Source organism: Mycobacterium sp. WUMAC-067, assembly GCF_020217485.1.
Taxonomy (GTDB): Bacteria; Actinomycetota; Actinomycetes; order Mycobacteriales; family Mycobacteriaceae; genus Mycobacterium.
In genome coordinates, this window is record NZ_JAEKMI010000025.1 from 40,257 (window position 1) to 51,791 (window position 11,535).

12 protein-coding genes are annotated in these 11,535 nt (G+C 66.5%); 8 read left to right on the top strand and 4 right to left on the bottom strand.

The window, feature by feature from the left end:
• Positions 1-96: 96 nt before the first annotated feature.
• Positions 97-699, top strand: coding sequence for a TetR/AcrR family transcriptional regulator (locus JF781_RS17905; protein ID WP_014942069.1), 603 nt, complete (start codon positions 97-99; stop codon positions 697-699).
• A gap of 26 nt (positions 700-725) precedes the next feature.
• Here the strand turns inward: JF781_RS17905 and JF781_RS17910 are convergent, their stop codons facing one another.
• The gene (locus JF781_RS17910; protein WP_225328183.1) at positions 726-2,492 is read right to left on the bottom strand and encodes an amidohydrolase family protein; all 1,767 of its coding nucleotides are present in this window, start codon (positions 2,490-2,492) and stop codon (positions 726-728) included.
• 181 nt (positions 2,493-2,673) lie between these two features.
• On the opposite strand from JF781_RS17910, the gene JF781_RS17915 reads away from it, so the two are divergent.
• Positions 2,674-3,345, top strand: coding sequence for a TetR/AcrR family transcriptional regulator (locus JF781_RS17915; protein ID WP_225328182.1), 672 nt, complete (start codon positions 2,674-2,676; stop codon positions 3,343-3,345).
• A gap of 172 nt (positions 3,346-3,517) precedes the next feature.
• On the opposite strand, the gene JF781_RS17920 is transcribed toward JF781_RS17915, so the two are convergent.
• Both JF781_RS17920 and JF781_RS17925 read right to left on the bottom strand, forming a co-directional pair.
• Positions 3,518-4,417, bottom strand: coding sequence for an SDR family NAD(P)-dependent oxidoreductase (locus tag JF781_RS17920; protein ID WP_225328181.1), 900 nt, complete (start codon positions 4,415-4,417; stop codon positions 3,518-3,520).
• Positions 4,414-4,608, bottom strand: a complete 195-nt coding sequence (locus tag JF781_RS17925) for a hypothetical protein (RefSeq protein WP_225341287.1) — start codon at positions 4,606-4,608, stop codon at positions 4,414-4,416. Before JF781_RS17925 ends, JF781_RS17920 begins: the two co-directional genes overlap by 4 nt.
• A gap of 557 nt (positions 4,609-5,165) precedes the next feature.
• Between JF781_RS17925 and JF781_RS17930 the strand changes: the two genes are divergently transcribed.
• The 3 genes from JF781_RS17930 (at position 5,166) to JF781_RS17940 (ending at position 7,226) form a co-directional block, all read left to right on the top strand.
• On the top strand, positions 5,166-5,975 hold the full coding sequence (locus JF781_RS17930) for a SigB/SigF/SigG family RNA polymerase sigma factor (protein WP_225328180.1): 810 nt from the start codon (positions 5,166-5,168) through the stop codon (positions 5,973-5,975).
• A 115-nt stretch (positions 5,976-6,090) separates the two neighbouring features.
• Complete coding sequence (locus JF781_RS17935; RefSeq protein ID WP_225328179.1) at positions 6,091-6,729, top strand: hypothetical protein; 639 nt, start codon at positions 6,091-6,093, stop codon at positions 6,727-6,729.
• A gap of 41 nt (positions 6,730-6,770) precedes the next feature.
• Positions 6,771-7,226: a DUF2231 domain-containing protein gene (locus tag JF781_RS17940; RefSeq protein WP_225328178.1), complete on the top strand. Its 456-nt coding sequence runs from the start codon at positions 6,771-6,773 to the stop codon at positions 7,224-7,226.
• Positions 7,227-7,233: 7 nt separating this feature from the next.
• Here the strand turns inward: JF781_RS17940 and JF781_RS17945 are convergent, their stop codons facing one another.
• Complete coding sequence (locus tag JF781_RS17945; protein WP_225328177.1) at positions 7,234-8,346, bottom strand: class I SAM-dependent methyltransferase; 1,113 nt, start codon at positions 8,344-8,346, stop codon at positions 7,234-7,236.
• 281 nt (positions 8,347-8,627) lie between these two features.
• Between JF781_RS17945 and JF781_RS17950 the strand changes: the two genes are divergently transcribed.
• The 3 genes from JF781_RS17950 to JF781_RS17960 are packed head-to-tail and all read left to right on the top strand — an operon-like array spanning position 8,628 to position 11,523.
• Positions 8,628-9,326, top strand: coding sequence for a TetR family transcriptional regulator (locus JF781_RS17950; RefSeq protein WP_225328176.1), 699 nt, complete (start codon positions 8,628-8,630; stop codon positions 9,324-9,326).
• 20 nt (positions 9,327-9,346) lie between these two features.
• The gene (locus JF781_RS17955) at positions 9,347-10,570 is read left to right on the top strand and encodes a cytochrome P450 (protein ID WP_225328175.1); all 1,224 of its coding nucleotides are present in this window, start codon (positions 9,347-9,349) and stop codon (positions 10,568-10,570) included.
• Positions 10,564-11,523, top strand: coding sequence for an SDR family oxidoreductase (locus JF781_RS17960; protein ID WP_225328174.1), 960 nt, complete (start codon positions 10,564-10,566; stop codon positions 11,521-11,523). The genes JF781_RS17955 and JF781_RS17960 overlap by 7 nt, the downstream gene beginning before the upstream one ends.
• The last annotated feature ends 12 nt before the right edge of the window (positions 11,524-11,535 follow it).

The following is an 11,535-nucleotide window of genomic DNA, read 5'->3' on the forward strand; positions in this document are numbered from 1 at the left end:
TCTTCTGGACAGCTGTCTGCTATTGGAATCGCGCGGCGAAGACGACCGCGAGGAATGGAAGTTGTTGGCGGCGGGCCGCCTTCCTACACTGGACGAGTGTCCAAAGAGGCGTCGTTCCCGGCGGTTGTCGCCGGAACCGCCGCCGGTGCGGCCCGCCGGTCGGATCGCCGTCCGGGCCAGACGATTCGCAAGGTACTCGATGCCGGGTTGGAGGAGTTGCGGGAATCGTCGTACGCGAACCTGACGATGCGGGCCGTGGCGACTCGCGCAGGGGTGTCACCGGCGAGCGCCTACACCTACTTCCCGTCGAAGAGCGCGCTGGTCGCCGCGGTGTACCTGCGCTTCCTGCGCGACCTGCCGCTGCACACCGACGTCAACGAGACGACCAAAACCCGGGTCAGCGCCACCTTGCGGGACATGGCGGTGGTGGTCGCCGATGAGCCGGAGTTGACCGCCGCGTGCGGCGCGGCGCTGATGGCCGACGATCCGGCGGTCACGCCGCTGCGGGAACAGATCGGCGAGGAGGTGTCCCGGCGGATCGGCGCCGCGTTGGGCCCGGGTTGGCCGCGTGCGGTGAAATCCACGCTGCAGATGACCTTTTCGGGGGCGCTGATGACCGCCCGGTTCATCAGCTTCGCCGAGGTAGCCGGCCAGCTCGACGAGGCCGTCAACCTGATCCTGGGCGCCTCGGTGGCGTGAAAGCCCTTGCCGCGCAAGCTTATCCGTTAGCCGGTGGCGGCGAGCTTTCGGGAGGGGCGGCCCGCCCGCAGGAACTGACCGAATCGTTCCTTGCCCAGCGCCGGCGCGGCCTTGCCCGCAGCGAACGCGAGCTTCCCCGACACCAGCACGGCCGTGACGGTCTCGTCGTTGCGGTTGACCATCCGCGACAGCCCGCCGTAGGACTCGACGGGATGCTCGGCGTAGCGGTCGAGGGAGTCGTCGAGCTTGTCGGGATCGATGACGACGATGTCGGCGCGGTCACCCTCGCGCAGCGTCCCGGCGTCGATGCCGTACCACTCCCCGAGCTCGCCGGTCAGCCGGTGCACGGCGTGCTCCATCGAGATGAACGGCCTGCCGGACTTCTCGGCGTCGTGCGCGTGTCGCAGCAGGCGCAGTCCGGAGTTGTAGAACGCCATGTTGCGTAGGTGCGCGCCCGCGTCGGAGAACCCCATCTGGATGGTCGGGCTCTGGGCCATCTTCTTGAGGACCTCGGGGCGGTGGTTGGAGATCGTGGTGCGCCAGCGCAGCTTCTCGCCGTGTTCGACGACCAAGTCGAGGAAGGCGTCGACCGGGTGCAGCCCGCCGCGCTCCACGCCGACCTGCCCGAACGATTTGCCGATGACGGATTCATCGGGGCAGGCCACGATTTCGGCGTCGAAGAAGTCGCGGTGCCAGACCCGTGGCCCGAACTTGCTGTCGTAGTCCTTGCGGAACTTGCGCCGATACTCCTCGTCACGCATGAGCTGATTGCGCTCGATCTCGGTCTGCAGGTGCAGCGCCGCCGCACCGGAGCCGAACTCCTCGAACACCACCAACGAGATCCCGTCGGCGTAGACCTCGAACGGCACCGGCAGATGCTGCCAGCGGAAGTTGCCGCCGAGGGCGTTGACGACGCGGGCGAGCCGGTCCATGACGTGAATGACGAACGGGATGGCCTTGATGTCGGCCGCCGACAACAGGCTGGTCTTCAGCCGGGGCCGGCGGAACCCGAGCGACGTCAGCAGCTGCGAGAGCACCGACAGCGGATTCTTGATGTCCGGGCCGGACTGCAAGATCTTGTCGCGCCGCCGCAGAATCGCGTTCAGGCGGCGCAGCTCGCGCGGTGACGCGTACGTCGACGGCAGCGTGCGCGACCGGCAGACTTCGCCGTCGAGTTTGTCGAACAGCAGTTGCTGGGAGGACATTCCGACGAAACCTTCATCGAGCGCATCGTTCAGCATCGCTTCCATGCGGGCGAGTTCCGCCGCGGACGGCCGGACGTCCTTGCGCGTCGCCCGATCCAGACCCATCGTCGCCGCGCGCAGATCGGAGTGGCCGATGAAGGCCGCGAGGTTCGGACCCAGGTTGAGGCGTTCGAGTTCGGCCACATACTCCCTGGGATTGGTCCACGACCGCGCCGCGTCGAGGTGCTCGATGACGTAGCGCCTGGGGATGGCTTCGACCCGGCCGAAGATGTCTCCGGCGTCAACGCTGTTCAGGTACACGGTGGACAGCGAACACGATCCCAGCATCACGGTCGTCACACCATGCCGCAGCGATTCGGAAAGGTCAGGCGCGCAAAGGATTTCGACATCATAGTGGGTGTGGATGTCGATGATGCCGGGGATCACCCATTGGCCCGTCGCGTCGATGACGTCGGCGCCGGTCGTGTCGAGTGGCCCCTCGGCGATGGTGACGACGCGGCCGTCACGTACCCCGATGTCCCGCAGCGCCGAAGGTCCTCCGGTCCCGTCGAACCAGCGCCCGTTGGTGATCACGGTGTCGTACTGCATCGGTCGGCCTTTCTGCCGGGCGCCCTGCCTGCTGGATCCACAGTGATCATACATACTGGGCATAGTGTCTGGCCGCGTTCTCGGTCCGCGACGCGATGGTTAGCCAGCAACGGCGGCGCCGCGACGGACGCTATGATCCAGCTGTGGGGATCACCGCCTACCGGTTTGCCGTTCGGTAATCATGCGCAGTCACGGTTGGGCAGGAAATACTCCGGCTTCCGATACGGAGGCCATCGAGCGCATCCTCGACGCCGCCGACAGGATCATCGACGAACGCGGTTCAGCGTTGCGGATCGCCGACGTGGCGCGGGCGCTGGGCGTCACCCGCCAGACCGTCTATCGCTATTTCCCCGGAACCCAGGCGTTGTTGGTGGCGTCCGCGATGCGTTCGGCCGACGGCTTCCTCGATCGCATGGCGGCCCATCTCGAAGGCGTTACCGACCCGGTCGTGGCCATCACGGAGGGGATGGCCTTCGCCGTCGAGGAGCTGGCCTCGGACAATCAGGTCGAATTCGTCCTCAACCAGCGCCATCGCGGTGGCCAGAAGGTGTCGATCATCTCCGATACCGCGTTGGCATTCGGTCGGTCGATGCTGCATCGCTACGACATCGATTGGGAGCATTACGGTTTCGACGAGGCGGGCCTGGACGAGCTGAACGAATTCTCGTTGCGGGTCCTGCATTCCTTCCTCACCGACCCCGGGCGGCCGCCGCGCAGCGGAGCCGATCTGCGGCGCTATCTCACCCGCTGGATCGGGCCGGCGATCGCCTACCCGCAGCTGGTCCGCGCGATGGATGCGCTGGGCACCGCCGAGCCGCCGCGAACGCGCCGGCGCTCGTCAAAGGCATCCTGACCCGGACCGCCGAAGAGGCTCGCACGTACCGCACCCGCCGGGCGCCCCGACGGTGGCCATACATTTCTATCGATATGTCCATCGCGGGTGTGTTCGCCCGTAAACGGTGCGGGGCCCGCCGGCCCGGATCATGCGGCAGGCGGCGGCTTTCGGACGTCCGGTGCGCCACCGCTCATCGCGCCTCGGTCGCGGCGCCGATCATGTTGTGCATGTCTTCCACTGACCACGGACCGGCCTCGTGGTGATCGCGATAACCCAACAGGCGCGGCGTGTGGCGGTCGAAGCTGCCGACGAAACCGCCCGCGGCCACGAGGATCTGGCCCGTCACGTCACGCGCCAAGTCGCTCGCGAGATAGGCGTAGACCGGGGCCACGAATGCGGGCGGCGCGCTGTCGAGCGAGGCCCGCATCGTCACGTCGTCGAGCAGCCCGCGGCGGTGCAGGTCTTCGATATGTCTTTCGTACTCGAGACCCGTAGAAAGCCGCGTCCTGGCGCCGGGACACACCACGTTGGCGCGAACGCCGTGGGGCTTCAGTTCGGCGGCGATGGCCATCGTCAGGCCGTTGACGGCCCCCTTGCCCGCGGGGTAGCCGGTCCCGCCGTAGTCGCCCAGAAACGCCACCGAACTGGTGTTGATGATGGCTCCGTGGCCCTGCGCCGCCATGACCGGCGCGGCGGCCCGGCACGTGTGAAACGCCGTGCCCAGGTGCGCACCGATCAGCCGGTCAAACTCGGCCGCGGAGATCTTCAGGATCGAGGAACCCGGCGGCTCGGCGATTCCGGCGCAATTGATCAGCGAGTCCAGCCGCCCGAAAGTGCTGACGCACGCGTCGACGAGTGTTTGGGCCACGCGTTCCTCATCCGCGGCTCCCACCACCGCGGCGGCGCGTCCGCCCGACGCGATGATCGCGGCGACCGTCTCCTCCACGGCGTGCCCGTCGCGCCCGTTGACGACCACACCGGCGCCCAGGACGCCCAACAATTCGGCGACGGCGCGTCCGATCCCGCGACTGCCACCGGACACCGCCACCCCGCGCCCCTCCAGCAGGGCCTGCGCGCCACGTCCGCTCACCGGGAGCCCCGGCACACCGCACGGCCCACGTAAAGCATTGCGCGCGAATCGCTCTCGCGATCGGTCCCACGCACGCCACTGGATTGGATCATGAACATCAGGCGAACGATACCGAAGCGAACACTGGCGCCGATCATCTTCGGGCCACCCGAGTCGCAAACGCCCTCTTCAAACCGGGTGTTCGCGTCCATGGCCCAGCCACCAACCCGCAGGCGGCGCCAGCCGAGCGAGACGACGACTCTGTTTGCCAACCATGCCGCGTCCTGGGTTGTCGGGCCGCCGGTAGTTCACAACACCGCAGCTCGGGACCATGACGGCAGCCAGCGTGCAGGCGCGGCGCCCAGATCGCCGACTTGCTGAACGCCACTAGTAAACCGCGGAAACAGTTAAGCAATGCCACCAACCGGCTGCCGGGACCGATCGCCGGGTGCTGCGCGGGGGCGTATAGTCTCCACTGAAGTCCGCTTCTGGACTTGTCGCCGTTTAGCTCAAAGCGGCCAGTCAGCCCCACGGCTACTGAGCTCGGTACTGGCTCCGGCGATCAAACACCCGAGAGTCATCTCCCCGTTGGTAGCGCGGGTGCGGTGGGTAAACGACAAGTCCCGCGGATCAGGATGCAGTGGAGGCGACTGTGCGGCGTTCCGCAATGTCTTTCTGCATAGACTCAGGGAAGTGAGTCAGCAATGCAAACTTGTTCTCGCGCAGGCGTTTATGCGATTTTTCGAGTGAACACAAGGTGCGTCGCCCGATGACCAACACGATTGCCCCAACCCGTCCGGCACCGGCAGGCGCCCGACAATCAGACGATTCCTACGACGACGTCGTCGACATGTTCGTGGAACTGAATCAGATGCCGGCCGAATCGCATGAGTACGGCCGCCAGCGCGAACGCATCGTGGCCCGATGCCTACCACTGGCCGACCACGTGGCCAGCCACTTTGCCCGCCGGGGCGAAGGCCTCGAGGACCTGATTCAGGTCGCGCGCCTGGGCCTGATGAACGCCGTCAACCGGTTCGACCCCGCGAAGGGCCCCAGCTTCATCGGGTTCGCCGTCCCCACCATGATGGGCGAGGTCCGGCGTTACTTCCGCGACCACAGCTGGGGCATGCGTGTGCCACGGCGGCTGCGCGAGCTGCACGTCCAAATCAGCAGGGCGACAGCCGATCTCGCCCAGCAGTTGGGGCGCGCCCCCACCGCCGGCGAGCTATCGCAGATGGTCGAGGTTCCACGGGAGGAGATCGTCGAATGCCTCGTCGCGGGCGATGCCTACCGGCTCGATTCCTTGGACGCACCGCTGGGCGCCGATAGTTCCGGAACGCCGCGCTCGGTGGCCGACTCGGTGGGCGACATCGATCCGCAGATCGAGCACATCACCAACCGGGAAGCGCTGCGCGTCCTCGTCGCCACGCTGCCGCCTCGCGAACGCGACGTTTTGCGCATGCGGTTCTTCGAATCGATGACGCAGAGCCAGATCGCGGAGCGGATCGGGGTGTCGCAGATGCAGGTCTCGCGCATCCTGGCAAACACCCTGCGCTGCCTGCGCGACCAACTCGAGTAACCCATCCGGCACCCAGTACGCTCCGCGGCGTCCCTCGCCGCGGAGCAATGTACTGTGCGATTCGAAGGACGGACCCGACGCGGTCGCCGGGAAGACCTGGAAGGGAACTCGATCGATGAGGATTTCACGAGCGCTGCTCGCGGGTGTCGCAGCGACAACGGCGCTGGCGGTGTCGGTGTCCGGCTGCGGCAACAACAAGCAGCAACCGTCGACGTCGAAGACCGGATCCGCGACCTCGGCAACCTCCGCCACCAGCAGCCCCGGCTCGGCACCACCGTCGTCGTCGGCGGCACCGGCACAGCCCAATGAGTACGCCCGGCTGCTCATCCAGGCGAGCGACATCAATGCACCGGTTCCCTTTACCGCCGCTCCCCCGACGAGCAATCCCAATGGGCAGCCGGGCGTGGCGACGACCTTCAAGGACGACGACGGCAGCCACGCGATCAAGGTGACCATTGGTGTCTACGACGACCCCGAGGCGGCGACGAACGCGTTGAACGCCGCCAAGGGCCAACAGGGCGGCGTCGTCAAGGACCCGACCACGCAACCGTCGAACGTCGGCAGCGGCGGCACGATGCTGATGGGAAACGCGCCCGACCGCAGTAAGGGTGTGGTGATCCTGCTCTTCACCGAGGGAAGGGCGCTCGCCACGCTGCAGTTCGACGGCCCGACCGACACGCTGGCCCCGCCTGATTTCGTCAACGATGTCGGCCAGAAGCAAGACGCGGCCATCAAGAAGGGGCTCGGCGGCTAGGCGCTGAGCAGGCCCGAGCAGACCCCCAGCCGAGGGACGCCATGAACGTCATCGGGATGCCGGCTCACGCCCTGTTGCTGCATTTCGTGTTGGTGCTCGTGCCGCTGACCGCCGCGCTGGAGATCGCGTGCGGGCTTTGGCCGGCCGCCCGGCGCGGGCAGCTGATGTGGCTCACGCTGATCTTGGCGGCGGTGACGATGGTGTTGACGCCCATCACCATCGACGCCGGAGCGTGGCTCTACGACCGCCAGGCCAACCCCAGCCCGATCCTGCGCGAGCACGCCGAGCGGGGCGGCGTCATGACCTACTTCTCCGCCGCGCTGCTGGCGGTTGCCGTCGCGCTCATCGCGCTCCGTGTCGTCGAACGCCGATCCGATCAGCGCCGCGTGGTGCTCCACGTCCTCGTCGCGATCGTGGTGCTCGCGACCGGCATCGCGTCGACGCTCCAGATCTACCGGGTGGGCGACGCCGGCGCCCACGCGGTCTGGGGCGGCTGAACAGCCGCTAGTGCTGCACGGGGCGGTTTCGATCGAGTTTGCCCAGCCCGGTGATTTCCAGGCTGACCGACTTACGTTGTCCCGCAGCGCCAAGCATGAAAAGCATGTCGGATAGCGGCGCGCCCAGCCAAAATCGCCAAAACCTTTTGCGGAAAAAGGTCCAGGCGTAGCTGCCGCTCCCGATCGTCCAATGCAAGGCCATCGTGACCAGGTAGTAGATGGCCCGTTTCGGGCGTGCGGTAACCATCTCGAGGTTCATCTCCCACGCCTCGAGGCCCCACGCGCGGTAGCGCCATTGCAACTCGTACTTGTTCTGGAACTCGTAGAACGCCAGCATTTCGCCATTGGTGACCAGATATTCGTCAAAGACAAGGATCGATCCCTCGACGAAGCGGTCCTTACAGGTTTCCAGCGCGTGCAGGCAACTCTCGTAGGTATCCAGATCCATGTGAAAAAGCTTGATGATGGCGCCCGGCCGGTCGGCCAGGAATGGGGCCAGCGTCTCGTAGGTGCTTCCCCTGATGAACTCCACCTTGCGGCCGAGCGCGTCGGGCACCCCGTCGTGCAAGCTGACGCCGGTATCCCGGATGAAACGTTGCGCCACCGGCTCCGCCAGTGAAAAGGTCCCGCGCTTGATGACGGTGTGGTCATCGATCTGCCAGTCCTCGACGAGCCCGGAAAAGGTATCGAACCCGTACACCGTGCGGTTGGAGGCGTCAGAGATGAGCCGGGTCGACCAGCCCGCCCAGACGCCGAGGTCAAGCAGCAATTCGTCAGGATCGCCGGGGCTTGGCGTCGCCAGGCGCGAGGCCTCCCACAGCAGCGTGTGGCCCCCGATCTTGCACCGACGCAGATCCGCGAGCGTGCGCCCGATAAACGAACGATATGCATCGTCGTAAATTTCGATGTCCCGCGCATACAAATTGGGGATATAACGGTCCCGGCCCTTATAGACCAAGCGCGCGCACAGCAGCGCCACAACAATCAGGGCGACCCCGATGAGGAGAACCGGCTGGAAGTAGCATGCCGCAAACACAATGGCCGCGATGCCGATAAGAATCGCTTTCCATATGCGGTGAAGCCCCGTCCGATCCACGGTCCGCGTGTCGATTACGACCACCGGTTCTGCCTCCCGATTTCTCGTCCGGATTAGACATCTCACGACCAATTTCGTCAAGGGGCGGCCCTGCGGTGCCCAGGGGATGCCGCCCGGCGTGCCCGGCGCGGCGCCCCGCATTCCCGGTCAGCTAACAACCGTGACGCGGGCGGAATTCGCTCGCAGCACGCCGAATTGGAATTCGACGGACCTTTCGGCCGCCGTCATCGGGCGCCGGCGGGCGGGATCCGGGGCCGCCGCGGAACCCCCAACTAAATAAATTGCTTGATTTAACCCAGCGGCGCGTGTTCACTGAGGCGATGACCGCCGAGCGGATCGCTCGTTCCGAAAGGTCGACGGGCACCCGAGAGGCGCTCTTGTCGGCCGCCGAGGTGTTGTTCGCCGAACGCGGGATGTATGCCGTGTCGAACCGGCAGATCAGCGAGGCGGCCGGACAGGGCAACAACGCCGCGGCGTGTTACCACTTCGGGAGCAGGGTCGACCTGCTGCGCGCGATCGAAGCCAAACACCGTGACCCGATCGAGGAGCTGCGCGCGCACATGCTGGCCGCGGTCGGCGATTCCGCCGAGCTGCGGGACTGGGTGGGCGCGCTGGTGCGTCCGCTGACCGAACATCTGGCCGCGCTGGGAACCCCGAGCTGGTATGCGCGATTCGCCGCCCAGGCCATGGCCGATCCCACGTATCGCCACGTGGTCACCAAAGATGCGCTGGCCTCGCCGTTACTGGTGGAGACGCTCGAGGGCATCAACCGCTGTCTCCCCGAGCTGCCCAAGCGGGTGCGTTCCGAACGGATGGTGATGGTGCGCAACCTGCTGATGCACACCTGCGCCGAGCACGAGGGCGCGCTGGCCGAGCACGGGCCGCGATCGCGTTCGGCCTGGCCGGTCGCCGCCGAAGGGCTGATCGACGCGATCGTCGGCCTGTGGCGCGCGCCCGTCCACGTGGCCGCGGCGGGCGGCCAGCCGTCACCGACAACCGCGTAAGCCGAACACCGAGGAGCACGATGACCGAAGGATCCACCGCCACCGATATCCCGGAGTTTCCGATGACACGCGCGCCGGGGTGCCCGTTTTCCCCGCCCCCGCAGGTATTGGAGCTCAACGCCGACAAGCAGCTGAGCCGGGTGCGGATCTGGGACGACAGCACACCGTGGCTCATCCACGGCTACGACGCGATCCGCGCGCTGTTCACCGACTCCCGCACCAGTGTCGACGACCGGCTGCCGGGTTATCCGCACTGGAACGCGGGCATGCTGGCCACGGTGCACAAGCGCCCGCGTTCGGTGTTCACCTCCGATGCCGAGGAGCACACCCGGTTTCGCCGGATGCTGTCGAAACCGTTCACCTTCAAGCGTGTTGAAGCCCTGCGGCCGGCGGTGCAGAAGATCACCGACGATCACATCGACGCCCTGCTGGCTGGGCCGAAGCCGGGCGACGTCGTCAGCACCCTCTCGCTGCCGGTCCCCTCCCTGGTCATCAGCGAACTGCTGGGCGTGCCGTACGAGGACGCGGAATTCTTCCAGACCCAAGCCCAGCGCGGCATGGGCCGTTACGCGACCGAGGAGGACACCGCGCAAGGTGCTGCCTCGCTGGCCAAGTATCTGGCCAACCTGGTTCGGACGAAAATGCAAAGCCCCTCAGAGGATTTGGTGTCCGACCTCGCCGAGCGGGTCAACGCCGAAGAGATCAGCGTGCGCGAAGCCGCACAATTGGCGACCGGTGTGCTGATCGCGGGTCATGAGACCACGGCGAACATGATCAGCCTGAGCATCGCCGCGTTGCTCGAGCATCCCGATCAGCGGGCACTGTTGCGCGACACCGACGATCCGAAGGTCATCGCGACCGCGGTCGAGGAGCTGATGCGCTACCTGAGCATCATCCAGACCGGTCAGCGCCGAATCGCCGTCGAGGACATCGAGATTGGCGGCGAGACGATCCGCGCCGGCGATGGCATCATCCTCGACGTCGCCCCGGCGAACTGGGATGAGCGCCAGTTCCCCCACCCGGACCGCCTCGACCTTTTGCGCGAAGACGGGCCGCACGTCGGGTTCGGCTACGGTCGCCACCAGTGCGTGGGACAGCAGCTGGCCCGCATGGAATTGCAGATCGTCCTGCCCACCCTGCTGCGCCGCGTCCCCACGCTGCGGCTTGCCGTGCCGCTGGATGAGCTTCCGTTCAAGCACGACGCGCTGGCCTACGGCCTCTATGAGCTGCCCGTGACATGGTGAAGCCCGATCTCGCGCTGAGTGTTCCCGATCTGCGCGGCAGGTTCGCGGTCGTGACCGGGGCGAACAGCGGTTTGGGGTTCGGCCTGGCGAAGCGGCTGACCGCCGCGGGCGCCGACGTGGTGATGGCTGTCCGTGACCGGGTCAAGGGCGAACGGGCGGCCGCCGACATCCGCCGAGAGGTGCCGCAGGCCAAGCTCTCCATCAGGCAACTCGACCTGTCGTCGCTGGAAAGCGTGGCGGCGCTGGGTGAACAGCTCACCGCCGAAGGGCGCCCGATCGACATTCTGATCAACAACGCCGGCGTCATGACGCCGCCGCAGCGCCAGCAGACCCGCGACGGCTTCGAATTGCAGTTCGGGACAAACCATTTAGGCCACTTCGCGTTGACCGGACACCTGCTCTCGTTGCTGCGGGCGGCGGAATCCGCGCGGGTGGTGACGGTCAGCAGCCTCGCCGCGACCCAGGGCAAGCTCGACTTCGGCGATGTCAATGCGCAGCAGGGCTATAAGCCCATGCATTCGTACGGGGTCGCCAAATTGGCGCAACTGATGTTCGCCGTCGAATTGGATCGGCGCAGCCGCCAGGGTGGCTGGGGGTTGATGTCCAACGCTGCGCACCCGGGCCTGACCAAGACGAACCTGCTCAGCGGCGCCTCGTACGGCCGCGACAAACCCACGTTGCAGGCCCGGTTGACGCAACTGACCTGGCGCGTGATGCCGTTCATGTGGCTCGACATCGACGAAGGCATCAAGCCGTCCCTCTACGCCGCGGTGTCCCCGGATGCGCAGGGCGCCATGTATTACGGTCCGCGCGGCTTCTACGAGACGGTCAGGGGTGGAGTCACTTTCGCTCGAGTCCCCCGGTTGGTGCGCAGCGACACCGACGTGCGACAGCTGTGGCAGCTTTCCGAGCGGCTCAGTGGCGTCACCTATCCCGACCCAGATGCACAATGATGAGTGATCCCC

What these genes read in the sequence shown, in the direction of transcription:
- JF781_RS17915 (WP_225328182.1), top strand. Translation starts at nt 2,674, where the DNA reads ATGCGCAGTCACGGTTGGGCAGGAAATACTCCGGCTTCCGATACGGAG.
- JF781_RS17910 (WP_225328183.1), bottom strand. Translation starts at nt 2,492, where the DNA reads ATGCAGTACGACACCGTGATCACCAACGGGCGCTGGTTCGACGGGACC.
- JF781_RS17935 (WP_225328179.1), top strand. Translation starts at nt 6,091, where the DNA reads ATGAGGATTTCACGAGCGCTGCTCGCGGGTGTCGCAGCGACAACGGCG.
- JF781_RS17930 (WP_225328180.1), top strand. Translation starts at nt 5,166, where the DNA reads ATGACCAACACGATTGCCCCAACCCGTCCGGCACCGGCAGGCGCCCGA.
- JF781_RS17955 (WP_225328175.1), top strand. Translation starts at nt 9,347, where the DNA reads ATGACCGAAGGATCCACCGCCACCGATATCCCGGAGTTTCCGATGACA.
- JF781_RS17940 (WP_225328178.1), top strand. Translation starts at nt 6,771, where the DNA reads ATGAACGTCATCGGGATGCCGGCTCACGCCCTGTTGCTGCATTTCGTG.
- JF781_RS17960 (WP_225328174.1), top strand. Translation starts at nt 10,564, where the DNA reads ATGGTGAAGCCCGATCTCGCGCTGAGTGTTCCCGATCTGCGCGGCAGG.
- JF781_RS17925 (WP_225341287.1), bottom strand. Translation starts at nt 4,608, where the DNA reads ATGGACGCGAACACCCGGTTTGAAGAGGGCGTTTGCGACTCGGGTGGC.